We start from the raw sequence: 26,368 nt of genomic DNA on the forward strand, positions 1-26,368 counted from the left end.
ACGACGCCCCCGCGCCGTGGCAGTCCGACCGACGAACAGGACAGAGAGAAACCCCAACAATGAGCAACGATACACAGTTCCGCATCTCCCGACGCAGCGTCCTCGCAGGCCTCGGCACCATCGGCATCGCGTCCGCCGGCGCCGGCCTCGGCACGACCGCCTTCTTCAGCGACGAGGAATCCGTCTCCGCCGAGCTCCAGGCCGGCCGCCTCGACCTCCTGGTCGACTTCCGCGCCACCTACAAGCCGTGGCTCGGACTGGAGGACACCCAGGCAATCGTCGACGGTCCCGTCTACGCAGTACCGGGCGACGAGATGACCTACGTGGTCGGACAGGCGCCCGACTGGCGCGACGTCGACGACCAGGTTCTCACCGGTGAGGCGTGGGCGTCCGCGACCCGTCAGATCGACGCGTGTGAGTACGAGAACACCACCGACATCCGCCAGGAGATCGGTGACGGCCAGTTCGTCGACGGCACGCCCGAGATGGACGACTCGTTCTACACGGGCTACGTCGACGGCGACGAGGGCGTCATGTTCTCGCTCAACGACGTGAAGCCGAAGGACGAGGGCGAGGCGACCATCTCCCTGCACCTCTGCGACAACCCCGGGTTCATCGGCGTGAGCGCGTTCGTCGACTCCGCGTCCGAGAACGGCCTCGTCGAACCCGAGACGTCGGCCGGCGACGACATGGGTGACGGACTCGGCGAACTCGCCAACTTCATCTACGTCCGCGTCTGGCGCGACGCCGACTGCTCCAACACGATCAACGGCGACGAGTCACCCCTCTACCAGGGTTCCCTCGCCGGCTTCGTCGCGGCGATCGACGAGGCGAGTTCCGAGCAGACGCCCGTCGAGGGCCTCCAGCTCATGGGATCGCGCATGAACGGCTGTTTCGAGCCGGGCGTCCACTGCGTGGCCTTCGACTGGTACTTCATCTGTGAACCCGAGGACTTCGACCTCCCCTCGGACGCAGTCGCGGAAGGCACCATCGGTGACGAACTCGACGCCGCCGGCATCGAGCGCGACGTGAACGTCGCCCAGACCGACACCCTGTCGTTCGGTCTCGCGTTCAACGCGGTCCAGTGCCGCCACAACATGGTCCCGAACTTCCGACACGTCGTCGGTGAGGGCTTCGGCAAGAACGACGCCGGCGCTGACGGTCTCGCAACCCCCGTCCCGCTCGAGGGCAAGATCCGCAAGGGTCAGTCGCCCCAGAAGGGCACGTTCGCCTACACGCTCCAGAACAACGTGACGAACGCCGCTAGCCCGCTGAACGGCACGAACGTCCCGAACGGCACGAGCCAGTCGTTCACGCTGAGCTACGACGGCACCACGGCGAACCTGATGGTCGACGACGCCGACGACACCGTCGACATCGACATGCTCTCCGACATCACCGACGCGGTCGGTGTGACGGTTCGCGGTCGCGGCACGGTCTCCAACGCTGTCGTCGAGAACCTGCGCCTGCAGGTCCCCTCCAGCGGCATCGACACCACGGTTCCGACGCTCAGCGCGTTCGACAACCCGAGCTACATCAACGGCGACGACGACCAGCCGGAACGCTACTGCGCGTTCCTCGACGTGGACGGTCTGGACGAGGGCTTCACCCTGACCGGCGACGCGACCCTGACCTGGGACGGCGACAGCTCGCAGGAACAGCCCGCCGTGTACTTCTTCGCTGGCGCGACCGGCGCGTGAGCTGAAGTCCACGACCTGACAACCTCCACCCCCGTCTCGGTGCGGCAAACTCCCCTGTCTCACCGACGACCCTCCCGCGCCCTGCGCGATTTTCACGATCACCACAGCACCTTGCTGTCGAGTCGTGAAGCCGGCGCGTAGCTAACTGGATCGTAGAGTGTTTGCATCCGACCGCACCCGAGACGCGTCCGGTACGCATCCCGTACCGTCTCTGCGAGTCGCACCACGCGACCCATACCTATCCCCCGAGAGGGCGTCAGATCGGGTGTCCTCCCCCGCCGGCCGGTCGTCTCCGACCGGTCCGTGGGACCCCGACTGACGGTCGGCTCTCCCACCCACCGTGGCGTTCGGCGGTTCGACTCCGCCAGTGGGTCTCACTCCGGCACCACCGGAGCAGACACGATCATGACACACACACCTCCCCGCGACGGTGACTCCCGTCGCCGGGCCGACACCACCCGTCGCTCGGTCGGCGTCTCGCGCCGCCAGCTACTGGCCGGCGTCGGCACGGTCGGCGTCGCCTCGCTGGGCGCGGGACTCGGCACGACCGCGTTCTTCACCGACCGGGAGGTGACGACCGCGACGCTGGACGGCGGCACGCTCGACCTCCGACTCGACTACCGCGCCGCCTACCGCCCTGGCGACCGCCGGACCGACTTCGGCTCGGACCCCGACGCGGACCGCATCCCCGACTCGGGCGGGCTGGTCGTCCTCGAGCAGGTCCCGGACCTGCGCTACGAGGACGGCCCGCGCGAGGGCCGCCCCTTCAGCGAGGGCGACTGGGGCGACGCTGTCCGGGAGATTCCGTGTGACGACACCCGACTCGTGGACGGGTCGGTGCCGACGATCTTCGACCTCGGCGACGTGAAACCCGGCGACGAGGGCGAGATCACGACGAGCCTCCACCTCTGCGGCAACCCGGCGTACCTCTGGCTCCGGACGACCGAAACCGTCGACGCCGATGGACCAGAAGACGGTTCGATGCCGGCGCTGACCGAGCCGGAAGTCGTCGCCGGTGACGACGGCGAGGGACCGCTCGTCGCGGGCGAACTCGACGACTACCTCTACGTCGAGGTCTGGTACGACACCGACTGCGACAACCGGTACGACGACGAGGAGGCCCTGCTCTACCGTGGCTCGCTCGACGGCTTCCTCGGCCTCGCCGAGACCGGCTACCCGCTCGCACCCTCGCGGGCAGTGGCCGACGAGCAGGATTCCGACGCCAGCGACCTGTCCCCGGTCGTCGGCGACCTCGACGGCTGTACGCCCCTGACGAAGATCGAGTGGGACGAGTCTGCCGGCCGGTTCACGACCGCCGACAAGGACGACGCCGGGGAACGCGCACTCGATCTCGGCGAGGGCGACACCCTCGCCGTCGTCTACGACGAGGACGCCGAGCCGATCCTGCTCGAACTGTCCGACTTCGTCTGGAAGGGCGAGGGCGGGGGCGAAGACGGCGACGAGGGCGAGATCACCGCCTTCGACTTCCGGGTGCTGACACCCGGCTTCGGCGTCTGTGCGGTCGCGGTGAAGGCCGGTTCGGACCGACAAGGCGGTCGGGGCGGTCGTGGCGGCCCCGGCAACGCGGGCGGCACGGAGACGTTCGAGTTCGCCTGCGCCCGCAGCGGGACGGTCGACACCGACGACCTGGGCGGCAAGGGGATCAGCAACGTCCGGTTCTCGCTGTGTCCGCGGCCGTCTGTCCCGCCCGTCGGCGACCCCGACGGCGAGTGCGTCCAGCCAGGCGTCGTCTGTCTCGGACTGCGGTGGTACCTCCCGACCGGCGCGGACGAGGACGGCGAGCGCTTCGCCGACTTCCCGTCCGACGTGGCCGGCACCCTCGCCGAGGAACTCCGGACGAAGGGTCTCCCGACCGACGCCGACGCGATCAACGTGATCCAGACCGACGTGGTCGGCTTCGAGACTGAGTACGTGGCGATCCAGTGTCGCCACAACGCGGACAACCCCAACCCGTTCACGCTCGGTCTGTGACGGCAGGCACAGCACCGGAAGCGGACGAAACGGGTCAGTATCGAGCGACAGAAGCCGGTATCGACACACCGTCTTACAGCGTCCTAACGACGCGGTAGGGCGCGGTACGGACGCCATACCGCCGAGATCGGCGGGGTACGCGAGACATACCTAATGCCGGTTCTGGCGAACCAAGGGACAGAGACCACGGGTGTCTCCGCCCCTGCCCACGCGGGCGGTCGGCGGTTCGACTCCGCCGGTGGGTCTTCCCCTCGGGGACCATCATGACACACGACTCACGACTCATCACACGCAGGAAGGTACTCGCCGGGATCGGCGGGGTCGGCCTGCTCACGGCGGGTGCGGGCCTCGGACAGGGGGTCCTGTCCGGTGGTGCCCCACCCTACACGCGATTCACCTACGCCCAGCCGGACGGCACCGACGGCAACGGCCAGAACGGCAACGGTGGAAACGGCGGGAACAACGGCAACGGCTCGTTGCCCCGACTCAAGATCGCGTGGTATCAGACCTACAACGACCGGCCACTCGACTCGCCCGTCGACGAACAGACCGAGGACGCCTTCGGCGATCAGGCGGTCTACGTCGCGGACGTGACCGGCCCGGTGGTCCGGGTTCCCGACGCGATGCCGGGCGACGCCGGGTCGCTCGGTATCGGCCTCCTCGCGGAGAACGCCCCCGCGAACGTCTGGTTCGCGGTCCGGGCGGTCCCCGCCGACGGGAGCGACGACCCGATCACGGGGTTCACCGAGAACCAGATCCGGGAACCCGAGGCGACGGCCGGCGACACGACCGAGACGCTCGGCGAACTCCAGAACTACCTCGACTTCGACCTCTGGTACGACACCGGCGTCCTCGGCAACGGAGCCGGCTTCACCGGTGCCTGCAACGGGACCCGGGACGTGGGCGAGCAGACGATCGCCGAGGGTCGACTCTTCGAGACCGACGACAGCGGCGCGTTCCTCCACCCCGACTACCAGTCGCTGTCCGAAGGCATCAGACTCGACGACGAGACGCTCGTCGGCGGGAACGGCTGTCTCGCGCCGAACCAGCCACGCTGTCTCGGCCTCGACTGGCAGTTCGCGGCCGACGCCCCGAACGTCGCACAGACCGACGCGGTCCAGTTCGAGTTTGTCTTCGCGCTGACCGAGTGTTCCCCGAACACCGACGACGTGAACCCCTTCACCGGGGCGACCGTCGCGGAGGCGACTGGCAACGGTCGCGGCCGTGGGCGAGGAGGCGACAGATGACCTTCGACGGCATCTCCCGCAGAGAACTGCTCGCCGGCCTGACCGGCGTCGGCGCGGCAGGCGCGCTGACCGGCCTCGGCACGGGGGCGCTCCTCTCCGACACCGAAGGACTCGCGGCCGGCCTCGCCGGCGGCGCACTCGACCTCGAAGTCACGTGGTCGTACCCCTCCGGCGCGTCCGAGTCGGACGCGAACCTCGCGCGCGTGCCGACCACCGAGGCCGGCACCGAGAGCACGGTGTCGATCACCGTGGACCTCCCGCAGGGCGCGACCGACTTCAACAACGCCGCGTTCGTCTGGGTTCGCCTGCTCTGTCCCGAGGAGTCGGACGTGCCGGCCGACGACGTGACGGTCGAACTGGCCTACGACGACGGCGACCTCGACGGCCAGTCCATCGTCGGTCCCGCGTCGCTCGCCGATCTCCTGTCGCTGGAGACTGGTGACGGTGCCCGGACCGGCGTGCCACTGCGCGCGACGGCCGACGACGCCTGCCTCGACACACGGGACGACGGCGACCCGATCCGACTCGCACTCCGGATCGCGCTGGACGAGGACTACGTCGGCGAGACGGCGTTCCACCTCCCGGTCGAGTTCGTCGGCCACCAGTGCCGACACGCGACCGCGACGGAGAACCCCTTCGCCCGGTCGCCAGTCGGCCCCTGTGGCTCGGTCGGCGTCTTCGAGGAACCGGCGTCCGATCCCGAGGAACCGAAAGCCCCCGAGGAGTCGACGACCGAGTCCGACTCAGCCTCCACCGAAACCGAGACGGACCCGACTCCCGAGTCGTCGGAGACCGAGTCGACTCCCGAGGAATCGACCCCCGACGAAGCGACTCCCGAGTCGTCCACCGCCGAGACCGAGACACCCACCGCAGAACAATCGACCACCGAACAGCAACCGACCGAACAGCAGTCCACCGAGACGACGGCGACCGAATCGACACCCGAGTCGGTCGACCCGAACGTCGGCGGTGGGCGGGCGTAGCCGGTACGTGACCCATACCTAACCACTCGAAACACCATCTCGAACCAATGACATCACTCTCACGTTTCACAGGCGGCAGGTGGGGAGCACGGAACGTGCTCGCCCTCCTGCTGTTGCTCGCTCTCCTCGCGCCCTTCGCGGTCTACGCCGTCCCCGGCGTGATCGGGGCCGACCAGAGCTACGTCGTCCTCACGGGGTCGATGGAACCGGCGATCAGTCCCGGCGACGCGGTCGTCGTGGACGCGGTCGACCCGGCTTCCATCGTCGCCGGGGACGTGATCACCTTCCAGCGCTCGGCCGCGAACGACATCCCCACGACCCACCGGGTGATGGACGTCGTGAACGGTGACGCCGGCCTCGCGTTCGTCACGAAAGGTGACGCGAACGAGGACGTCGACGCCAGCGTGGTCACCCCCGACCGCGTCGTCGGGAAGGTCGTCCTGACCATCCCGTTCATCGGCTACGTCGTCCAGTTCGTCAACTCCCCGCTGGGCTTCGTCGCCCTCGTGGTGATCCCCTTCGGCCTCCTCCTCATCACCGAGGTCTGGAGCATGATCCGGGGCAACGCCGGCGCGTCGAGGCGCGACACCGAACCCGGTGTCGGAGCCGACGCGACCACCACTGGTGCCGCCTACGCCACCGACGGCGAGTCGGCGCGAGCCGACGAGCCGACCGGCCCGGACGACGACAACCTGACGTTCAGTCAGCGGGACCTCGCGGTCGCCGCAGTCGTCCTCGCGGTCGCGGCGCTCTTCAGTGGCTACTTCGCCTACGAGCGCCGCGAGGCGTGGCTCGTCGCCGTGGCGGTCGCCGCGACCACGACGTTCCTGCTCGTCGTCGGCCTCCGCCAGTTCGGTGGTGACGACCCGACCGCCGACGGGACGGTCCAGGCCGGCGCTGGTATCACTACCACCGCCTCGGCCGCAGTCCCGCAGGCGACCATCCCGGCCGCGATCCGCGACCTGCCGACCGTGACGCTCGCCGACGCGACCGCGCTGGTGACGCTCGGCCGGGACACCGGCCACCCGGTGGTCCACGACCCCGAGACGGACGAGTACGTCCTGATCGACGCCGGCACGGTCTACACCGCCCCCGCGCCACAGCCAGAACCGGACCCGGAACTGGCCGCCGACGTCGACGCCGACGACACCCTCGACGCGTCGATGGAGTGGTTCTTCGGCACCACCGTCGAACCACCGCGCCCGGTGACGGACGGAGGTGAGGAATGAGCCGACTCGGACCCACGGGACGCCTCGCGGCACTGGCGATGGCGGTCGTCCTCGTCTTCGCGCTCGCCGGGAGCGGCGTCGGCACGGACGCCCGACTCGGCGACAGCGAAGTCGCCAACGTCCCGGTCGTCGTCTTCGGTGCCGCGCCGGACGACCAGCAGTCGGACCTCGTCGGGACGCCCCTCACGCTGACGTTCGAGGGACTGACCGCCGAGACCGCCGACTGGCCGGACGGCTTCACCGCGGTCGCCGACGACACCGGAACGGCGTCGTTCTCGGTCCTCTCGACGGTCTCGACCACCGAGTCCGACGAGTCGAACGAGACCGCAGAACCGGTCTACGTCGTCAGACTCGACAGCGTCGGCCCCGACAGCGTCCAGTTCACGCTCGCCGGGAGCGAACAGACCCCCGCGACGGTCGCCGTGAACGGCGATCTGCTCGCCGGCGCACTGGGCCTCTCGGCGTTCGACCCGGCAGTCGTCGAACTCCGGATCGACGGCGTGGTGACCGGCTACGACACGACCGCCGCCGGGTCCGTGCAGTTCCAGACGCTCGACTGGGCCGACCGGACCGTGACGTTCCGGGCTGTCGAGTCCGAGGTGCCCGTGAGCGATCCGACCACCGAGACGCCGACCGCGCCCGGTGAGGAGCCGAACTCCACGACGGAAGCGCCGACCGAGGACCCGAACAGCACGACCGAGGAGACGCCCACGGAAGGTCCCTCGGGCGAGACGCCGACCGAGACACCCACCGAAGAGGCTCCGACCGAGGCTCCAACAGAGGAGGCACCGACCGAGACTCCAACGGAGGAGACGCCGACAGAAGAGGCTCCAACGGAGGAGGCACCGACCGAGGCTCCAACGGAGGAGACGCCAACCGAGACACAAACCGAAGCGCCGACCGAAGACACGCCGACAGAGACACCGACTGAGTCCTCTCCGACCGAGGAATCCACCGAGTCGTCTTCGACCGAGACTCCGACCGACGAGACGAAGACAGAGACTGAATCGTCGGAAGCGACAGAGACGACCGAAGCAGGGTCGTCGGCAGCCGAGACGACAGACTCGGCCGGATCGGGTGATTCGACCGACTCGTCTGACTCGACCGACTCGACCGGTTCGGCTGACACCGAGGCGTCACAGACACCCGACGAGGCGGGCGAATGAGTGACGCCGGAGCGAGCGGCATGACGGCAAGACGCCCGTCTCGCTCGCTCCTGTGGAGTGTCCCCGGACTTCGGGCGAACGCACCCAAGCGCAACGCGCTCGTCGTGTTGTGCTACCTCCTGCTGATCGCGCTACTCGCCGAACTACTCCTGCTGTTCGTCGTCTAACGGGACCAGCGACTCCCGTCGGCCGTCGAGGACCGCGAACTGTTCGCCGCGACGACGTTCTAACCAGCCGAGCAGTCGCTCTGCCCAGTCCAGTTTCTTCGCCTTCTCCGGATCGACCGACTGATCGTCGAAGTCCCACCCCGGAAACACCAGTGTCTCGGCACCGAACGCGTCCGCGAGGAACGCCCCACGGTCCCCGTCCGTGAACCCGCCGTAGTTGGCCACCGGGCCGACCGGTTCGGCCTGCGTCGTCGGCAGGACGTTGTCACGCGCGAACGCTGGCACCCACTCGCGGACCGCCGGGACGTTGTCACCGTGGGCGTGGGCCGCGACCGGGATACCCTCGCGTGTGAGGTCCCGGGCGGTCTCCGGCGTCTTGTCCAGATCGGTGACGAGGAGGTCGATCTCGACGCCCGCCGCTCGGAGCACGTCACCCGCTGTCGAGGCGGCGACGACGTAGTCGGCCTGCGCTGCGAGTTCGGTCTCGTCGGCCAACGAGGGAGCGGCACCGGCGACCGCGACGCGACTGCCCGCGATGGGCCGAAGTCGATCGGTGTCGAAGGGCCTCGTCAGATCGGCGAGCACGTCGCGGGCGTGTTCGTCGCCGGCTCTGTCGTAGCCGAAGTCCGCGAGAATCGCTTCGTAGACCGGCTCCCACGTCTGGAAGTTCACGTGTCACTCCGCAGGTGGTCGTCGAAGAAGCCCGGAGTACGATGACTCTCGGGGAACTGTTGAGTTTGGGCCGGAGTGGCACCAAGTACCCCTACCCGTGTGCCCTTCCGGCGTCCGAATGACAGTTTAGGTGGATACGGCATAAGTTTTCTCTTACTCGACAGACCCACCGATCTCCCCGAGTGCGTCGTCTAGCGCCGCCGAGACGCCCGATCCAGCCGTTTCGAGCGCCGTGAGCGCGCCGGGCGTCCCGAACAGCAGTCCGCGACCGGGGTCGTCGGCCTCCAGGAAGACGACGCCGGTGTCGGCACTCGCGGCGCGGAGGGCACCGCGGTCCTCAGGCGACAGCCCCGAGAGTTCGTACACCCGCGAGACTGCCTCGCTCGCGGCGTCCGGGTTCCCGCCGAGTCGTTCGAGGTGGCGGTCGGCCTCGCGGGTCGTCGTCACGTCGAGTTCCTCGACGCCGATCGCGTTCTCCGAGGGATCGACGCGCAGTCGGTCGCGGGCGAACTCCGCGCCGATCAGCGCGGCGTCGCGGGTTTCGGCCACGTCGTGGGTCCGGATCACGTGCGCACCGCGCTCGACCGCCATCGACGTGGCGGCCAGCGAGACGGGCAGTGCCTCATCGGTGTCTCTGCCGGCGATGTCCCGGAGGAAGTTCTTCCGGTTGATCGACACCAGAATCGGCTGGCCGAGGCCGCGGAACTCCCGGAGGCAGTGGAACGTCTCGCGGTCGTCTTCGAGGGTCTTCGCTTCGGACCACCCGCCGAAAGCCGGGTCGACGATCGTCTTGTCGGTCAACCCGTTCAGCTTGAGGGCCTCGTAGATGTCGTCGACGTCTTCGACCGCGCCGGGGCGTTCGAGGTCCGGCGGAGACGCCATCTTCCCGACTGCGGCGTCGTACTCCGCACACACTTCGGGCATCTTCGGGTCGGCGAAGCCACAGATGTCGTTGACCATGTCGTAGCCGGCCGAGAGGGCGGCGTCGGCGACTTCGTGGTAACGCGTCTCGATCGACCAGATCGCGTCGCCGGAGGTGGACTCCATCACCTCGATGGCGGTGTCGAGGCGGTCGAGTTCCTGTTCGGCGGAGAGCACCTCGAACTTCTTGTTCGCCGATTCGAGTCCCACGTCCACGATGTCGGCCCCTTCGCCGATCAGGTCCTCGTCGACGTACTCGGCCGCCGCACTCGCGTCGTCGAAGACGCTCGGTTTGTACGGCGACTCTTTGCTGACGTTCAACACGCCCATGATTCGCGGCGGGTAGTCGTCGCCGATCCCGAGGCCTGCGGCGTCCACGTTTCGCATGGAATTCGAATCGGGCGCGACGACCTTAGGCGGTCCGATGTGTCGAGCGACGACAGCCGTGTGAGTCTCGGCGGACTCCGCTCTGGTTCGGTGAGACGGCGCGAGCAGATTCCGGCGCGACCGTGACCGTGACGGACTACTGTGACCGCGACAGCGACCGCCACGGCTAGTAGCGCGAGGAACCGCATCCGCACCGCGACAGCACAGCACCACACCTCACCCTTCCCAAGCCTCGCGGGCGACGCACCCGAGTTCGCGTCTCCGACTCGCCCGATCGGGTACCCCACCGGCCCGTACTCGACTCGGCCTCAGAACAGCCCACGCTCGTCCAGCACGTCCCGGTAGCAGTCCAGATACTGCTCCAGTACCGGGAACTCGTCGTAGTCGGTGAACGCCTCGCCGACCGTCGAGTGTGGGACGTCACTGGCGGCGACGATCTCGTCGGCGAGTTCCTGCGGACTCGTCACCCGGTAACCGCGGTCGCGGCCCTCGACGAGTTCGTGCGCGCTGGACCCGGCCTGGTACTCCACGATGCCGACACAGCCACAGGCCAGCGCCCACAGCAGGTTCGTGGCGAACGCCTCCCGCGTCGCGGTCTGCGCGAAGACGTGCGCACCCTTCAGAATCGGGACGCGCTCTTCGATCGGGAGATCGCCGAGGAACTCTACCCGGTCGTCGATCCGGAGGTCCCGCGCGGTCTGCTCGGCGTCGGCGCGGGCCGGGCCGTCGCCGATCACCGCCGCGCGCCAGTCGCGGTCCCGAAGCTCTGCCAGCGCGAGCAGAAAACTCTCGACGTTCGCGTCGTCGTCCAGATCGCGGGCGTAGACCACGTCGGCCCGGTCGTCGACGGGGGACTCGCGGATCAGGTCGTAGTCCACCGGGTCCGGCACCACGCGCACCGACGCCTCGGCCGCGCCGTGCTCTCTGATCTGGGTCTTGACCGTCCGGGAGGGTGTGACCACGCCGTCTACCGCCCGAACCGCCAGTCGGCGCGCTCGCCCGGACGCGTCGTCGTCGTCCGCCCACCAGTCCGCGACGACCGGCGTCCGGAGGAGCGTCCCAGCGACGCCTGCCGTCACGACGAGAGTCGCGGGGTTGGCGACGACCTGGATCACGTCCGGGTCGACGCGGGCGAGCGCGACCGGCAGTCGGGAGCCGAACCGACCGGCAGAGTCGTCGCGGGTGACCGCACGGTACTCGACGCCCTCGTGGGTGAACGCCGGTAGGTGACCCTCCCACCAGCGGGCACACAGCACGGTCACGTCGTGCCCACGCTCGGCGAGAAGTCGTGCAGTGTGTCGCGTTCGGCGCGTGACGGGTGTCTCCCGTCGGTGAGTCGTCCACGGCGAGACGAACGCGACGCGCATACCCCCGGCGACGAATCAGTGGCATAAAAATCCAGTGTGTTCCGGGCCGGACTCGGACTGTTCGCCTCGCCGCCGGTTCCGCCACCCGAAACGGTTTGCCCGTGCCAGCGGTAGCGGAGGTATGTTCGACATCGACCGGTATCTGGCCGTCGAGAGTGCGGCCGGGGCGTCGTTCGGTCCCGACGGCGACCACCTCTCGTTTCTGATGAACACCACCGGCACCCACCAGGTGTGGACGCTCGACGGCCCGGAGGCGTGGCCGGACCGTCGGACGTTCTACGACGAACAGGTCTCCTTCGCGTCGTGGTCGCCCGAACGTCGGGAACTCGTCTTCGGGATGGACGAGGGTGGCAACGAACGCACGCAGTTCTACCGACTCGACCCCGACGCCGGCGAGATCACCGACCTGACGCGCCACCCGGAGAAGAAACACCAGTGGGGCGGCTGGAGCCACGACGGCGAGCAGTTCGCGTTCACCTCGAACCGGCGCGACGAACGCGTCTTCGACGTCTACGTGCAGGACCGCGAGGCAGTCGGCGAGGCGGCGACGCTGGTCGCAGAGAGCGACGGCTGGTACTCCGCGGTCGGCTGGAGCCCCGACGACGACCGCATCCTGCTCCACGAGATGCACTCGAACTACGACCACGACGTCCACGTCCTCGACCTCGACTCCGGCGACCGCCGGCATCTGACGCCACACGACGAGGCGACGCGCTTCGGCAGTCTCGCGTGGGCACCGGACGGCGAGTCGGTGTACGTCACGACCGACGCCGACGCGGACACGCTGGAACTCGCCCGTCTCGACCTGGCGGACCTGTCGCTGGAGACGGTCGTCACCGGTGGCGACTGGAACGTCGACAGCGTGGCGATCCACCACGAGACGGGTCGGGTGGTGTACGCCCGGAACGTCGACGGCTACACCGAACTGACGACCGGCGAACTCGACGACTCGGGTGAGATCGACGAGTTCGGACAGGTCGACCTCCCCCTGTCGGTCTCGGGCGGGATCAGCTTCGACCCCGACGCGGAGCGGTTCGCCGTCACTGCGACCGGGAGCACGCTGAACACCAACGTCCACGTCGTGGACCTGGAGACCGGCGAGGCGACGCGCTGGACGCGCGCCTCGACCGCCGGTATCCCGCCGGAGACGTTCGTCGAACCGGAACTCGTCCACTACCCGACCTTCGACGGCCGGGAGATTCCGGCGTTCTTCTCGCTCCCCGAGACGGACACCGGCACCGGTGAGACGCCGGTCATCGTGGACATCCACGGCGGGCCGGAGTCCCAGCGCCGTCCCTCGTTCAACGGCGTGAAGCAGTACTTCCTCTCGCGGGGCTACGCCTACTTCGAACCGAACGTCCGCGGGTCGACGGGCTACGGGAAGGAGTACACGCGCCTAGACGACGTGCGCAACCGGATGGACTCGGTCGCAGACATCGAAGCGGGCGTCGAGTGGCTCCACGACCACCCCGCAGTGGACCCGGACCGGATCGTCGCCTACGGCGGCTCTTACGGCGGGTTCATGGTTCTCGCGGCGCTGACGGAGTATCCGGACCTGTGGGCCGCCGGCGTCGACGTGGTCGGGATCGCCAACTTCGTCACGTTCTTAGAGAACACCGGCGAGTGGCGGCGCGAACACCGCGAGGCGGAGTACGGCTCTCTGGCGGACGACCGGGAGTTCCTCGAATCCATCTCGCCGACCAACAACATCGAGAAGATCGAAGCGCCGCTGTTCGTCCTCCACGGCGAGAACGACCCTCGGGTCCCGGTCGCGGAGGCCCACCAGATCGTCGAGCAGGCCCGCGCTCAGGGCGTGCCGGTCCGAGAACTCATCTTCGAGGACGAGGGCCACGGCTTCTCGAAGTTGGAGAACCGAAAGGCGGCCTACCGCGCCATCGCGGAGTTCCTCGACGACCACGTCTGAGCGAGGGTCGTCGGCTCAGCTGTAGCGTTCCTCGTTCCACGGGTTCGCCGTGTTCGAGTAGCCACGCTTCTCCCAGTAGCCGCGCTCCGGGTCGGTCAAGAACTCGACGCCCGTCACCCACTTCGCACCTTTGTAGGCGTACTTGTGTGGCGTGACGACGCGCAGTGGCCCGCCGTGGTCCGCCGGCAGTGGGTCATCGTCGTACGCCCACGTCAACAGTACCTCGTCGCGCAGACAGTCCGAGAGCGGGAGATTCGTCGTGTAGCCGTCTGCGGCGTGGAACATGACGTGGACCGCGTCGTCGTGGACGCCGACGTGGTCCGCCAGCGTCGGGAACGTGACACCCGTGAACTCGCAGTCGAACTTCGACCACCCGGTGACACAGTGGAAGTCCTGCACCTGCGTCTCGCTCGGCAACTCGCGGAACTCCGGCAGTGTCGCGTCCAGTGGCTCCTCGACTGCGCCCCACACCTCGATCCCCCACGAGTCCGGATCGCCGGACGGCGTCCCGCTCTTCGACAACACGGGGAAGCGACTGGTCTCCCGCTGTCCCGGCGGGAGGCGGTCGTCGCCGAACTTCCGGTAGAGGTCCGTGACGTTCCTCGTCATACCCGACCCAGGACCGCGACCGTGGTAGGCGTTCCGACTCGGCCCGTGTGACTCCGAGTGCCCCGGTGGAACCCGGAGAGACGAAAGATCACTGTCCAGAATCGAAAGAAATCTGTTCGTTCTCCCGACTCGAGTTCGGTATCGACCGAAAACGGACCGAAAACGGCGTATCCCGCCCCCGCCAGACTTATATATACCCCCTTCAAATCCCCGGCCGTTCAGAATGCCGAAAGTCGAGATCACTATCCCCGAACATCTTGAGATGCAGATCACCCAGCTCGTCGAGCAGGGTGAGTTCATGAACCGGGAGGAGGCGGTCGAAGAACTCCTCTCGACCGGATTGAAAGCGTACAAGACGAGCGGGCCGATGGACGACGAGCAGGAACCGGGCTTCGAGGACGACGGGATGATGGGCCACGACGACGAGTACGTCTTCTAAACTCGTCTCGGGTGTGCGACAAGTGCCCAATAACGCTTAAGCGGGCTACAGTGCATAGGGACGCTCATGCACAAAGACGAGCTTCTCGAACTGCACGAACAGATGGTCACGATCATGAACCACTTCCGCTCGCAGAACACGGTCGACGACGAACTGTTCGAACCCTACGAGGGACTCGGCGTCGATCCGTCGCACGTCCACAAGTCCAAGAGCGAGCACAAACACGCCGTCTTCGTCCTCGGCAACGCACTCGCCACCGCGATGAGCGAAGACGAGTTCTCCAACGCCGGCCGGGTCGGCAAGCGGATGGAGGAACTCGCCAAGGACGCCGAGTCGAAACTCTGAGCCGGGTCGGTCCCGCGGTCGGTCGTCTCACGGAGCGACAGCAGTAAACCGACTCTCTCGTCACCCCATCTCGTCTCACACTTCTCGCCGCCGGCCGCTTCTCTCGCTCTCGATCACCGACCTCCCACCAGCGATCGCTTGTTTCCGCCGCTCAGGTCGGTTCTCCGGGCGCTTCGTCGCCGACGCGGAGCGTCAACACGGGGACGTTCGAGGCGCGGACGACCTTCTCTGCGACACTCCCGAGCAGCAGTCGGTCGATCCCACCGCGTCCGTGAGTGCCCATGACGATCAGGTCACAGCCCTCTCGCTCGGCGTACTGGACGATCTCGGTGCTGGGCGACCCGTCGATGACGTGGGTCGTCACGTCGACGCCGGAGCCCTCGGCGCACTCGCGAACCTGCTCCAGTGCGCTGTCGGCGTCCGAGCGCAGCATCTCGTCGACTCCTTCCATCGAGGCCTCCATCGGGAGACCGGCGAGGCCGGCGGTGTTGACGACGTAGATCGCGTGGATCTTCGCGTCGTGGGCGGCCGCGAGGTGGATCGCGTGGGTGATCGCGCGCTCGACGCCGGCCGATCCGTCGGTCGGAACGAGCACGCGGTCGTACAGTGCCATGTTCTCTCGTACCACGCTTCTCGTCGGTCAGGTAAGAAGATTTCGCGCGAACCGGTGCGACCACCTGGAAGTGACGACAGCGGATCGGTCAGTGACGGTGCTCCCGAATCGGGTGACGACCGAGCCTGGAAGGCGACGAGGGGTGTCGGAGCCGGGTGGCTCGCCGGGTTCCGGGCTGGCGACAGCACCCGCGACTGGATCCACACCGCACCCGCCGACAGCACCGCACCTCGGACCTCCCCAGCCTCGTCGGATGCTCTCCGCACCGCCCGCATCCGACTCCCTCGCACGTCTGGCGAGAGACACGCTCTCGCTGACCCTCGTCACCGGCGCGCCGCGCCGACTGCCAGCGAGCCCCTCGGTCTCGCCCTGTTCGGTCCCCTCACGAGGACGACGCCTCGCGCGCGCCGTCCGCAGACTCACAGACTGAACCGCTCGAACTCCACCCCGAACAGCTATTCGTGGCTCACACGGCCGAACAGCCTTCCTTCCAGTCACTCCGGGCGTGAGTCCCGAGCAAAGCTTTTGCCCGGAGACAGGAATGGTAACGTGCACCATGAAGAAACTCATCAACGAGCCGGGTGACGTGGTCGACGAGATGCTGGACGGGATGGTCGCCGCGTACCCGGATCGGCTCCGACGGCTGGACGGAAACGAGGTGCTGGTGCGGTCTGACGCGCCGGTCGCGGGGAAGGTCGGTATCGTCTCCGGCGGCGGCAGTGGCCACGAACCGACACACGCGGGCTACATCGGCGACGGGATGTTGGACGGCGCGGCCGCCGGCGAGATATTCACCTCGCCGACCGCCGACCAACTCGACGCGATGATCCAGGCCTGTGACGCCGGCGAGGGCGTCCTCTGTGTCGTGAAGAACTACGAGGGCGACGTGATGAACTTCGACACCGCCGGCGAGATGGCCGGGATGGAAGACGTCGACGTCGAACAGGTCGTCGTCAACGACGACGTCGCGGTGGAGGACTCGCTGTACACCTCCGGCCGCAGAGGTGTCTGCGGGACCATCCTCGTCCACAAGGTCGCCGGCGCGAAGGCCGCCGAGGGCGCGGACCTCGCGGAAGTGAAGCGGGTCGCGGAGAAAGTCATCGACAACGTCGGGACGATGGGGATGGCGCTCACCTCCTGTGTGACGCCGGAGAAGGGCGAACCGACCTTCGACCTCGGCGAGGACGAGATCGAACTCGGCATCGGGATCCACGGCGAACCGGGCACCGAGCGTACCGACGTCATGTCCGCCGACGAGATCACCGACCACCTGACACAGAACGTCCTCGACGACCTCGACCTCGACGCGGGACAGGAGGTCGTCACCATCGTCAACGGGATGGGTGGCACGCCCCTGTCGGAACTGTTCGTCGTCAACCGTCGCCTCCAGCAACTGATGCACGACCACGGTCTGGAGACCTACGACGCGTGGGTCGGCGACTACATGACCTCACTCGACATGATGGGCTGTTCGATCACGGTCTGTGCGGTGGACGACGAACTGAAAGACCTGCTGGACGCACCGGCCGACACCCCCGCGCTGAAGGTCTGAGTCGCACAGCCATCCACGACTCTCGATCCGTCTTCTTTCGCTGTCGTGCTCGAGGCACGCCACCACGCGACAAGGTGATATACGCGCTCGGCCTAACCGATGGTAAGTGTCGGGGCGTTCGCCACCTGTTCGACCGCGTTCGGGCGATCTGCGGCGATCGACCGGCGCAGACTCATGCAACAGGATATCGACCTCGAACGACTGTACCGCGACGTGATCCCGTCGGTCGTCTCCGTCTACGTCGCCAGCACCGGCCCCGGCATGGGGTCGGGATCGGGCTTCGTCTACGACGACAGCCACGTGCTCACGAACCAGCACGTCACCGCCGGCCAGCGAGAGGTCGAACTCCGCTTCTCGGACGGTCAGTGGCGCACCGGCAGAGTCGTCGGCGAGGACGCCTACACCGACCTCGCAGTAGTGGCAGTCCCGGACCTCCCGGCCAGAGCGACGCCGCTGACGGTCGCAAGCGAGAACCCTTCCCCGGGACTCCCGGTCGCCGCACTCGGCAACCCACTCGGTCTCGAGGGCTCGATCACGGCGGGCATCGTCTCCGGATCGAACCGGTCGATGGCGACCTCCAACGGCTTCGCCATCCCGGACGTGGTCCAGACCGACGCGCCGATCAACCCCGGCAACTCCGGCGGCCCACTCGTGGCACTCGCCGCGGACGCCGACCCCGACGATCCGGCCTACGAAGTCGTCGGCGTCAACCGCGCGAAGTCCGGCGACAACATCGGCTTCGCGGTCTCGCCGACAATCGTCCACCGGGTCGTCCCGGACCTCGTCAGCGACGGCAAGTACCGGCACTCGTACCTTCGCGCCAGAACGCTGGACGTGACGCCCTCGGTCGCCGAGGCGAACGGACTGGACGCTCCACGCGGTGTTCTCGTCGTGGACGTGACCGAGGGGCCGACCGGCGGGGACAGCCTGCGCGCCTGCACGACACGCCGGACGGTTCGAGGCAGAGAGATACCGGTCGGCGGCGACGTGATCGTCGGGATCAACGGTCACGAACTGCGCGCCCACGAGGAACTGATGCGGTATCTCATCACCGAGACGCGACCGGGCGAACCGGTCAAGGTCGACGTCCTCCGCGACGGGCAGGAGACGACTCTCCGCGTCGTTCTCGGCGAACGCCCGGCGGCGACACCCCGTGATCGGACGCGCGGGGGACGCAGAGGTGGTCGCGGCCGAGGCGGACGCGGTGGCGGTGGTCGTGGCGGACGGGGCGGTGGCGGCCGTGGTGATAGCGGTCGTGGTGGTCGACGCGGCGGGAGCGGTCGTGGTGATCGTGACAGGCGCGATGGCGACGACGACAGCGGTCGTGACGGCGACGACGGCGGGAACCGAATCCCCATCGAGTGACGACGAGAGGAGCGGACGACGCAGCCCTGCTCAGTCGGTCGTCGGGATGGCGACCGCGCCGGCGACGAAGAACGCGACCGCCAGCACCGCCAGCACTCCGAAGTTGAGCCAGACCAGCGACGGCTCCGTCCCGGCACCGACCGCCGGCGGCGAGGTGACGGCCCGGACGCCACGCGCGAAGTAGGTCAGCGGCGAGAGGTCGACCACCGGCCGGAACCACGCCGGGAGCAGATCCAGCGTGACGAACGTCTCCGAGAGGAACAACAGCGGGAGCGCGACCGCGTTGCTCGCCGCGATGACGCCGTCCTGTGAGTCGGCGACCCGGCCGAGCACCGCGCCCAGTCCACAGAACAGCGCGACCGCGAGTGCGACGAACGGCACGAGCAGCAGCAGGTACGGCGACACGACGATCTGTGCGCCCGTCGTCAGGACGACCAGCGCGAGCAGAAGGAGACCGGCCGCGCCGATGACGGCGACGTTGACGAGGGTGTGTGCCAGCAACCACTCGGCAGTCGAGAGCGGCGTCGTCGCCAGTTTCTCGAACCGGTTGCCCTCGCGGTGGCGAGCGATCTCGCTCCCGACACGCGAGAGCGGGGTGAAGAGGACGACGACCGCGAGATAGCCCGGCAGATAGTAGACCGGCGGTTGGGAGAACAACCCGCCACCGGTCGGTCGGGTCCCGACGAGGACGCCGAAGATCAGGATCAGGATCACCGGGAAGAAGAACGTGAAGAAGACCGCCGTCCGGCGTCTGAGGAAGGAGGCCAACGCGGCCGAGAACTCCGCGCCGACGCGACGCGTGGCCGTCATCGCGTGCCCCCCTGCCGACCGCCGGTGGCGGCGCTCGCACTCTCGGTCCCCTCGCCTGCCGTCTCGTCCGGTGGCGACTCACCCGGCGACTCGCCGGGCGTGACCGCCTCGGGGTCGGCGACGGTCCTGCCGCCGGCGTCCACGCGCTCCCCGGTGAGCGTGAGATACACGTCTTCCAGGTCGGGTTGTGCCCACGCCAACGTGTCGTACTCGACGCCGTGGTCCGCGAGGAGTTCGACGACCGGGCCGATGTCGGTCGGAGTGACCGGCCTGACGACGACACGCTCGGGACCGGTCTCGACCGCCAACTCGGTCTCGGCGAGCGCCGCGACGGCCGACTCGGGATCGTCGGTCTCGAAGGTCAATCGCGTCTCGCCGCCGTAGTCCGCGATCAGTTCCGCCGGCGAACCGACCGCGACGAGTTCGCCGGCGTTCAGCAGGCCAACCCGGTCGGCGAGTCGCTGGGCCTCCTCCATGTAGTGGGTCGTCAGGAAGACCGTGGTCCCGCCGCCGGCGAGCGATTCGAGGAGCGACCAGAGCGCGCGTCGGCCGGCGGGGTCGATGCCGGTCGTCGGTTCGTCCAGAAAGAGGATGTCCGGATCGTTCACCAGCGCGGTCGCCACGCAGGCTCTCCGCTGTTGACCGCCGGAGAGCGTCTCGTACCACGTGTCGGCGTCGTCGGCCAGTCCCACGTCCGCGAGCACTGATTCGGTGTCGCGGGCCTCGTCGTACAGGCCGCCGTAGTAGTCCACGAGTTCGCGCGCGGTGAGCCGCGAGGGTGGGTCGAACGACTGCGGGAGCAGGCCGATCCGCTGTGGGTCGAGCGCGTCGGCCGACTCGCCGAAGACCGCGACACGGCCCTCGACCTCCGTGGTCCCGGTCAGCGCACGTACGAGCGTCGTCTTCCCGGCCCCGTTCGGGCCGATGAGACCGAACACCTCGCCCGTCCCGACCGACAGCGAGACGCCGTCGAGCGCGACCGTGTCGCCGTACTCGCGGCGCACGTCCTCCGCGACGACTGGCTCCGTCATACCTCTCGCTACCGGCGGTTCGTGGGTAAGGATTCCGTTTCCGGTGGGTCGACGTGAGTCGTCCGGCGGTCGGTGCCGGCGTGCGTCGATGACTCAGCGCAACCGCCGGAGTTGCCAACTGATCCCGACGCCGACGACCAGCAGGACGACGAGGTTGAACGCGGTCCGGAACAGCGACCGGAACTCGGGGGCGATCCAGTCGGTGATGACCTGCGAGGCCGAGAGGTACAGCGAGACGACCGCGACCCCCGCGAGCAGTAGGAAGCCGGCGAGCAGGACGTAGTCGATGTACCGCCTGACTCGACTTTCGTCCGTCCCCTCGTCGCTCGACCGCTCATCGCCGACGTCCTCGTCATCGCCGACACCGACGGCGGTCGCTGGCTCACTCTCCTCGCCGGCGAGTGCGTCGTCGCTCACGCGGCCCACCTCCGGGCCAGCAGGCCAGCAGAGAACAGTGCGACGAGCGCGACGACCGGCCCGAAGCCGGGTGCCTGCGTGTCGAGGCGGGTCGGATCGCTGGTCGGTCGGCCACCGTCAGTGGCACTGTCCGACTCGAAGTCGCTCACCTCGAACTCGACCTCCTCGCGGGTCTCGTCGGCCGAGATGGTCCGCGACGGATCGAGGTTCGCGGTGCTTCTGGCGGTGTCGATCAACACGCCGTCCCGCCAGAGGGTGGCGTCGAGGTAGTAGTTGTACCCCTCCGGCACCGTCAGGCGAACGCTCGGCGCGACGGTCCGACCGGGGCGGATCGAGCCGACCCGAACCGAGGCGCGGTCGGCGACGACGTTCGACTCGGCCTGCCGCGCGACCACGGTCACGCGGAGGTCGTCGGGTGCGGTGTCGCCACCGTTCGTCAGCGCGGTCGAGACGTTCAGCGTCGTGCGGTTCGGGCCGGCGTCCGCCACCGAGTAGGAGAGTTCCGGGAGCGCGTCGGTCTCGGCGAAGGTCACGTCGCTCCGGGCGTACGGTGGCTGGAGCGCCGAGAGACCGGAGAGCGTGGTTCGACCCTGGTCGACGCGCTCGCCGTCGCGGTAGACGACGGTCTCGATCCGGTAGCCGCCCTCGCGTTCGACGCTGAGGGTCGCGTTCGCGGTCGTCTCGCGGTCGCCACGGAGTGTCCCCACGTCGACCCGGCGGGTCGTCTGGAGGAGTCCGGAGTCACCGTCGACCGCGCGGACCACGAGCGTCACGTTCTCGCTCGGGTTGCCGGCGTGGCGGAGGCGCGTCTCGACGCGGAGGTCGACGGTCGCACCCGAGACGTTCTCTGCGGCGACGGCGGCGTCGGCGATCTGGACGGGGCCGGGTCGCACCACCTCGCGGGAGTCGGGGCCTGCGAGGACCCCCGGGACCACGCCGGCGACGAGGAGGGCGACCGCGACCGTGCCGACGGCTCCGGCCGTCAGCAGGCGTTCGCGGTTCATATCCGGGAGTGCGCGGGAGTGAGATAAGTGTCTTGTGTCGAACTGGTTCGTGCGGCGTCGAACGGTCGCCGTCGCCTCAGTTCGTGCGACACGCCCACACGAAATCGGCACGCGCCGGCGGGCGATTTGGGACCGGTTTTAAGTCGTCTCGCGGGGGTCGTTCGAGTATGACGCTGTTCGTACTCGGGACGAACTCGGTTCACCACAGCGCCGCTATCGCCGACTACCTCGACGGCCGTGTCGGGCCCGACGACGAGGTCCACGCGATCAACTCCCAACAGGGTGGGGACGCCACCAGTGCCGAGGACGTGCGCGACGGCGAGGACGCGCTCAACGCGATCCGATCGCGTCTCGGCGACGCGACGACGGTCGAGACACACCAGTTCATCCGGGGGAACGATCCCGAGGAGGACGTGCTGGGCTACGCCGACGAGGTCGATGCGGACGAGATCGTCATCGGTATCCGGAAACGGAACCCGACGTCGAAGGTAGTGTTCGGGTCGACCGCACAGAAGATCTTGCTCCGGTCGAACCGACCGATGGCGGTCGTCCCGCTGGAGTCGGTCTGACTACTCGAAGTTCCGGGCGTACTCGACGCGCCGGCCGCTGTCGTCAACGCGGACGACGTAGAAGTCGGCGTCGCGGGCGTCGGCGGCATCGCTGAGTGCGCCGTGGCGGTCCGTCGCGGCGTCGCCGGTCTCGACGGCGACGATGCGTGCGGTGCCCTTCCGGGTCGCGTAGATGTCGGGGTCGTAGTCCGCGAACGGGCCGGGCTGATCGAAGCGGTCCAGTGCCGCCTGCACGCACCACCCGCTCTCGACGAGTTCGTCCGCTTCGCGTTCGATCCCGACCTCGCGGGGCGACCGTCCGCCGTCCGCCGACGCTCGTGTCTGACTCATGGATTCGTGTTTTCGTTCTCACGTGATAAAGCTGGTAGAAGGCGTGTTAACCCGACACGTGGCGGCTCGCGCCCGCTCGCCGGCTCTCGGGGGTCGGCTCCCGCGGTGGTCCCTCCGTCGACTGGCGGCGACCGAAGCCGGTCCCCCCGGACGCGTGAGCCATCGACTCGTCGCCGGTCGTCGTGCGCTTCGCTCGGGTCCTGCTCGGTGTCGGTCGCCAGCAGACTGCGTCCTCCTGGGGTCCGGGTCGCGCCGCGTGACCGAACGACGGTCGTGGCGGTCGCTTGTCGGGCGTCCGTGCGATCGAAACCACTCGCAGACGGCGTCCCGCGCTCAGAGTCCCAGCGCGGTGAGGATCGGCACTCCGGTCGCGAGCGACCCGAGGAGGTAGCCGGTGATGGCCCCGCCGTTCAGCAGTGGGAGTCCGGCGTGAGCGCGTCCCGCGAACACCATCCTGAGCAGGATCAGCAGGCCGAGGAAGGTGCCGACCATCGACAACAGCGCGGGGAGGTTCAGCACCGAGAGGAGGCCGGTGCCGAGCGGATCGGCGGGTGAGAAGAACGCGGCGCTGGCGACCATCACCGTCGGCATCACCGCGTCACCCAGTCCGATGAAGAAGGCGTCGCGGTCCGGTTCGTCGGTGTCGTCGGGGTCGACGCGCCCCTCGCCCAACTCGAACTCGCCGTCGCCGCCGACGTTCACCGCCGGGTCGTCGCGCTCGTCGGCCACCGACTCGCCGCCGTCGGCCTCCGGCGCGGCCCCTCCCGACTCGGTGGCACCGGCGTCCGTGCCGCCGGGGGCGTCCTCGTCGTCACCCTCTACGGCGGGCGTCTGCGAGAAGTCCTCGTCAAGGAGGGAGTACGAGAGAGTCAGTGGGACGACCAGCACCACGGGGATCTTGAGGTTCATCACGCCCTCGGCGAGGTCCAGCATGTGCTCGGTGCCGTAGACGCTGATCGCGTCGTACACCGCGAGCACCGTCAGGAGGACGATCGCCGGGAGCAGGCCGAAGCTGATGCCGAACAGGCCCGCCGCGCCGGCACCCATCAACACTCCGGCGGTGTCGATGACGTACCACTCCGGGTAGAGCAGGAGCGCGACCGAGACCCCGCCGGCCAGCGCGATAGACAGCAGGTTCGCGGGGCCGGCACCGATCACACCCCCCAGCGCGGGCGGGATCACCGCACCGAAGACGTACCACGACAGCAGTCCGGAGGTGAAGACGATCAGGCCTCGGATCAGTCGGTCGAGATTGTACTTGAACGCGGCGAGCATGACGACGGTCGCCACGAGAATCGCCCCGATGTACAGCAGACTGTTCGTCGGGTCGGTCGGGTCCTCGACGGTCTGGTACCCCTGCTCGTAGAACGTCGGCACCAGTGCCAGCGCGCCCAGTTGGACGAGGAGGAAGATCAGGACGGCGAACGCGACGCCACCCCACTCGCGTCGATGCATACCGTCGGCTTCGCAACCCAGCGGTTTGGCCGTTGTGTTCTCCGAGTCGGTGGCTGGCGGTCGCCGGCCGTCGACCGAGTGTCACCGGTGACCGAGATCAGTCGCCGGTCGAGTCACCGCGCGTACAGTTTCTCGCCGACCAAGGTCGGCAGCGACACGCCGTCGTCGGGCGTGATCGCCACGTACGGGCGGGAGACGGGGCCGAACACGTCGACGACGCGCCCGACCGCAGAGAGCGACTCGTCGACGGCTTCGACGCCGATGTCGGGGTGGTCCGCGTCGTCACAGCGGACGATCGCGAGTCCCTGTGCCGTCCGGGAGACGGTGCCGAGTCGGTGCATCAGTCGCGGAGGATGGCGACGTAGGCGGCGACGGCCTGCACGAGGTCGTTCTTCGTCGAGTCCTCGGCACCCTTCACCAGCACACGCCCGCGCTGTTCCCACTCGCGGGGGTACGTCTTGTCGCGCTCTACGACCGCGTCGTAGCCGACCTGCTGGACCGCCTTCGCGATCTCCTCGACGGTCGGTTCTTCCACCGCGTCGTCTCTCGGGACCCGCCGCCCCTTCCGGCGGGTCAGCGCCGCGTCGATGTACGCGGGCCAGATGACGTTCTCGACCATACTCGAGAGGGGACGCGCCGGCCGTAATACGGTTGTGGTTGCCGGGGGCCTGCGTGGCGACGACCCCGAGTCGTCCCCACTCGTCTCAGCCGAGACTCGCCAGCAGGTTCAGGACGTACACCGTCCGGAGCATCTCGGCGGACGCGCCCCGGTCGAAGACGAGTTCGTCGGTCGCCATCACGTGGTCGAGTACGTCCTCTGAGGCGTGGTCCGGCGCGGCGGCGATGCCGGTCCCGTTCGATTCGGCCCACTCCATCACGCGGAGATCGGACTTGCTGTCGCCCATCACCGTGACGAAGGGGTCGTCGACCTCCAGAACGTCGAGTGCGGCCTCGACGCCGGCGACCTTGTTCAGTTCGAGCGATCCGATCTCGGCGGCGTCGGCGTGGTAGTACGCCACGTCGATTCGGTCGAAGACCTCGGCGAGGTCCCCGGGCACCTCGTCGGGGTCCACGTCGGGGTACTCGCCCTCCTGTTCGAGGACGGTCCGTATCTCCGGGTCGGCGTCGGCGTAGTACGCCCGCGCCCACTCGGTCCCGCGGTCGTCGTCGGTCACCGCCTCGCCGAGGAGATCGAGCAGGTAGACCAGCCCTCGGTCGATGACTCGTTCGGCGTCCGGCGACCCGATGTCGAAGTTCGGCTTCAGGGTGACGTTGAACTCGTTGCCCTGCAGGTGGACGCCGCGCCGGAGGTCGTCGGGCGCGTCCGGGAGGACGCGACTCCGGATCTCGTCGAAGACGGACCTGATCTCCTCGTCGAGTCGCTCGTACAGCAGTTGTTTCGTCCGGGAGCCGTGTCCCGGCGTGAAGACGCCGGTCCCGGCCTCGTAGACGATAGAGAAGGTGCCGGAGTGGACGAGTTCGTTGCCGAGACCCTGGATCATGAACCCCTTCACGTTCTCCAGGGTCTGGCCGGTACAGATGACGATGGGGACCCCGGCCTCGTGGAACTCGGTCAGGACGTGGAGTGTCTCGCGGGGGATCTCGTTGTCCGTGTTGCCGGCCGAGCGCAGGGTCTCGTCGACGTCCAACACGAGTGCGTTCACCTCGCGGTCGTACTTCGAGAGCAGATCCAGCGCCGTGAACGCCTGATCGCGGGAGGCCTTCGCGGCGACCTCACAGAACGTCGCGCCCGACGCGAAGGAGTCGCGTATCTCCTGTTTTCGCTCGTCCAGTTCCTCGTTGGCCTCCTGCCAGTGGTCGAGTGCGACGCGGGAGTCCACCGGCGGGAACACGTCCACGAAGTCCTGGTAGGCCCGCAGTGTCTCCGTGTCGAAGTCGTCGTAGAGTCGATAGAGAAGGTCGTACCGCTCCATGCGTGTCAGTCGGTCGGACTCCGGCTTAAACGTCTTGACTGGCGCAACGCCCGGCGGGGTAGTCGGTGCCGGCAGGGAAGTCGGTCGATGCCGGCAGGGTAGCCGGTCGATGCCGGCAGGGAAGTCGGTCGATGCCGGCA

25 protein-coding genes and 2 pseudogenes are annotated in these 26,368 nt (G+C 68.3%); 13 read left to right on the forward strand and 14 right to left on the reverse strand.

Annotated elements, in window-relative coordinates; genetic code table 11:
- Window positions 1–59 precede the first annotated feature (59 nt).
- From LI337_RS01060 to LI337_RS01090, 7 genes are all read left to right on the forward strand, one after another.
- Entirely contained in the window at window positions 60–1,700 is a 1,641-nt protein-coding gene (locus LI337_RS01060) for a SipW-dependent-type signal peptide-containing protein (protein WP_227227859.1), read from the forward strand.
- Between the two features lie 405 nt (window positions 1,701–2,105).
- Window positions 2,106–3,692, forward strand: coding sequence for a CalY family protein (locus tag LI337_RS01065; RefSeq protein WP_227227860.1), 1,587 nt, complete (start codon window positions 2,106–2,108; stop codon window positions 3,690–3,692).
- A 263-nt stretch (window positions 3,693–3,955) separates the two neighbouring features.
- Window positions 3,956–4,939, forward strand: coding sequence for a hypothetical protein (locus LI337_RS01070; RefSeq protein ID WP_227227861.1), 984 nt, complete (start codon window positions 3,956–3,958; stop codon window positions 4,937–4,939).
- A complete protein-coding gene (locus tag LI337_RS01075; protein WP_227227862.1) occupies window positions 4,936–5,922 on the forward strand; it encodes a superantigen-like protein SSL4 in 987 nt (328 codons plus the stop codon). The genes LI337_RS01070 and LI337_RS01075 overlap by 4 nt, the downstream gene beginning before the upstream one ends.
- A gap of 47 nt (window positions 5,923–5,969) precedes the next feature.
- Window positions 5,970–7,151, forward strand: a complete 1,182-nt coding sequence (locus LI337_RS01080) for a signal peptidase I (protein WP_227227863.1) — start codon at window positions 5,970–5,972, stop codon at window positions 7,149–7,151.
- Window positions 7,148–8,317, forward strand: coding sequence for a hypothetical protein (locus tag LI337_RS01085; protein WP_227227864.1), 1,170 nt, complete (start codon window positions 7,148–7,150; stop codon window positions 8,315–8,317). The genes LI337_RS01080 and LI337_RS01085 overlap by 4 nt, the downstream gene beginning before the upstream one ends.
- Window positions 8,314–8,484, forward strand: a complete 171-nt coding sequence (locus tag LI337_RS01090; RefSeq protein WP_227227865.1) for a hypothetical protein — start codon at window positions 8,314–8,316, stop codon at window positions 8,482–8,484. The genes LI337_RS01085 and LI337_RS01090 overlap by 4 nt, the downstream gene beginning before the upstream one ends.
- Here the strand turns inward: LI337_RS01090 and LI337_RS01095 are convergent.
- From LI337_RS01095 to LI337_RS01105, 3 genes are all read right to left on the reverse strand, one after another.
- Entirely contained in the window at window positions 8,461–9,156 is a 696-nt protein-coding gene (locus LI337_RS01095) for a 6-hydroxymethylpterin diphosphokinase MptE-like protein (protein ID WP_227227866.1), read from the reverse strand. The genes LI337_RS01090 and LI337_RS01095 overlap by 24 nt on opposite strands.
- 153 nt (window positions 9,157–9,309) lie before the next feature.
- Window positions 9,310–10,464 (reverse strand): dihydropteroate synthase, encoded by a 1,155-nt coding sequence (locus LI337_RS01100; RefSeq protein WP_227227867.1) that lies wholly within the window; start codon window positions 10,462–10,464, stop codon window positions 9,310–9,312.
- Between the two features lie 308 nt (window positions 10,465–10,772).
- On the reverse strand, window positions 10,773–11,831 hold the full coding sequence (locus LI337_RS01105; RefSeq protein ID WP_227227868.1) for a glycosyltransferase: 1,059 nt from the start codon (window positions 11,829–11,831) through the stop codon (window positions 10,773–10,775).
- Window positions 11,832–11,952: 121 nt separating this feature from the next.
- Here LI337_RS01105 and LI337_RS01110 point away from each other — a divergent pair, with 121 nt between their 5' ends.
- A complete protein-coding gene (locus tag LI337_RS01110) occupies window positions 11,953–13,755 on the forward strand; it encodes a S9 family peptidase (RefSeq protein WP_227227869.1) in 1,803 nt (600 codons plus the stop codon).
- Between the two features lie 15 nt (window positions 13,756–13,770).
- Here LI337_RS01110 and LI337_RS01115 read toward each other — a convergent pair whose 3' ends face one another.
- Window positions 13,771–14,364 (reverse strand): sulfite oxidase-like oxidoreductase, encoded by a 594-nt coding sequence (locus tag LI337_RS01115; protein ID WP_227227870.1) that lies wholly within the window; start codon window positions 14,362–14,364, stop codon window positions 13,771–13,773.
- 223 nt (window positions 14,365–14,587) lie between these two features.
- Here LI337_RS01115 and LI337_RS01120 point away from each other — a divergent pair, with 223 nt between their 5' ends.
- Both LI337_RS01120 and LI337_RS01125 read left to right on the forward strand, forming a co-directional pair.
- On the forward strand, window positions 14,588–14,803 hold the full coding sequence (locus tag LI337_RS01120) for a ribbon-helix-helix domain-containing protein (RefSeq protein WP_227227871.1): 216 nt from the start codon (window positions 14,588–14,590) through the stop codon (window positions 14,801–14,803).
- Between the two features lie 66 nt (window positions 14,804–14,869).
- Window positions 14,870–15,148 (forward strand): UPF0058 family protein, encoded by a 279-nt coding sequence (locus tag LI337_RS01125; protein WP_227227872.1) that lies wholly within the window; start codon window positions 14,870–14,872, stop codon window positions 15,146–15,148.
- A 169-nt stretch (window positions 15,149–15,317) separates the two neighbouring features.
- On the opposite strand, the pseudogene LI337_RS01130 reads toward LI337_RS01125, so the two are convergent.
- A pseudogene (locus LI337_RS01130) lies at window positions 15,318–15,761 on the reverse strand (universal stress protein); the annotation flags it as partial.
- Window positions 15,762–16,317: 556 nt separating this feature from the next.
- Between LI337_RS01130 and dhaK the strand changes: the two are divergent.
- Together dhaK and LI337_RS01140 are read left to right on the forward strand one after the other, a co-directional pair.
- On the forward strand, window positions 16,318–17,313 hold the full coding sequence (gene dhaK / locus LI337_RS01135) for a dihydroxyacetone kinase subunit DhaK (RefSeq protein WP_227227873.1): 996 nt from the start codon (window positions 16,318–16,320) through the stop codon (window positions 17,311–17,313).
- A 174-nt stretch (window positions 17,314–17,487) separates the two neighbouring features.
- Window positions 17,488–18,486: pseudogene (locus tag LI337_RS01140) on the forward strand (S1C family serine protease); the annotation flags it as partial.
- Window positions 18,487–18,708: 222 nt separating this feature from the next.
- Here the strand turns inward: LI337_RS01140 and LI337_RS01145 are convergent.
- The 4 genes from LI337_RS01145 to LI337_RS01160 all read right to left on the reverse strand — a co-directional run bounded on the left by LI337_RS01145 (window position 18,709) and on the right by LI337_RS01160 (window position 21,940).
- Complete coding sequence (locus LI337_RS01145; protein WP_227227875.1) at window positions 18,709–19,488, reverse strand: ABC transporter permease; 780 nt, start codon at window positions 19,486–19,488, stop codon at window positions 18,709–18,711.
- Entirely contained in the window at window positions 19,485–20,519 is a 1,035-nt protein-coding gene (locus LI337_RS01150) for an ABC transporter ATP-binding protein (protein ID WP_227227876.1), read from the reverse strand. The genes LI337_RS01145 and LI337_RS01150 overlap by 4 nt, the downstream gene beginning before the upstream one ends.
- A 93-nt stretch (window positions 20,520–20,612) precedes the next feature.
- Window positions 20,613–20,936, reverse strand: coding sequence for a DUF8060 family membrane protein (locus tag LI337_RS01155; RefSeq protein ID WP_227227877.1), 324 nt, complete (start codon window positions 20,934–20,936; stop codon window positions 20,613–20,615).
- Window positions 20,933–21,940: a DUF7490 domain-containing protein gene (locus tag LI337_RS01160; protein WP_227227878.1), complete on the reverse strand. Its 1,008-nt coding sequence runs from the start codon at window positions 21,938–21,940 to the stop codon at window positions 20,933–20,935. The genes LI337_RS01155 and LI337_RS01160 overlap by 4 nt, the downstream gene beginning before the upstream one ends.
- A gap of 167 nt (window positions 21,941–22,107) precedes the next feature.
- Here LI337_RS01160 and LI337_RS01165 point away from each other — a divergent pair, with 167 nt between their 5' ends.
- The gene (locus LI337_RS01165; protein ID WP_227227879.1) at window positions 22,108–22,509 is read left to right on the forward strand and encodes a universal stress protein; all 402 of its coding nucleotides are present in this window, start codon (window positions 22,108–22,110) and stop codon (window positions 22,507–22,509) included.
- Here the strand turns inward: LI337_RS01165 and LI337_RS01170 are convergent, their stop codons facing one another.
- The 5 genes from LI337_RS01170 to LI337_RS01190 all read right to left on the reverse strand — a co-directional run bounded on the left by LI337_RS01170 (window position 22,510) and on the right by LI337_RS01190 (window position 26,228).
- Window positions 22,510–22,839, reverse strand: a complete 330-nt coding sequence (locus LI337_RS01170) for a hypothetical protein (protein ID WP_227227880.1) — start codon at window positions 22,837–22,839, stop codon at window positions 22,510–22,512. It lies immediately after the preceding gene.
- 333 nt (window positions 22,840–23,172) lie between these two features.
- Window positions 23,173–24,294, reverse strand: coding sequence for a presenilin family intramembrane aspartyl protease PSH (locus tag LI337_RS01175; protein WP_227227881.1), 1,122 nt, complete (start codon window positions 24,292–24,294; stop codon window positions 23,173–23,175).
- Between the two features lie 113 nt (window positions 24,295–24,407).
- The gene (locus LI337_RS01180; RefSeq protein ID WP_227227882.1) at window positions 24,408–24,635 is read right to left on the reverse strand and encodes an H/ACA ribonucleoprotein complex subunit GAR1; all 228 of its coding nucleotides are present in this window, start codon (window positions 24,633–24,635) and stop codon (window positions 24,408–24,410) included.
- Window positions 24,635–24,913 carry a signal recognition particle subunit SRP19 gene (srp19, locus tag LI337_RS01185; RefSeq protein WP_227227883.1) on the reverse strand — a complete coding sequence of 93 codons (279 nt, stop codon included), beginning with the start codon at window positions 24,911–24,913 and terminating at the stop codon, window positions 24,635–24,637. Before srp19 ends, LI337_RS01180 begins: the two co-directional genes overlap by 1 nt.
- Window positions 24,914–24,998: 85 nt before the next feature.
- Entirely contained in the window at window positions 24,999–26,228 is a 1,230-nt protein-coding gene (locus LI337_RS01190; protein WP_227227884.1) for an HAD family hydrolase, read from the reverse strand.
- Window positions 26,229–26,368: the final 140 nt, after the last annotated feature.

Source organism: Salinirubrum litoreum (genome assembly GCF_020567425.1).
Lineage (GTDB): Archaea > Halobacteriota > Halobacteria > Halobacteriales > Haloferacaceae > Salinirubrum > Salinirubrum litoreum.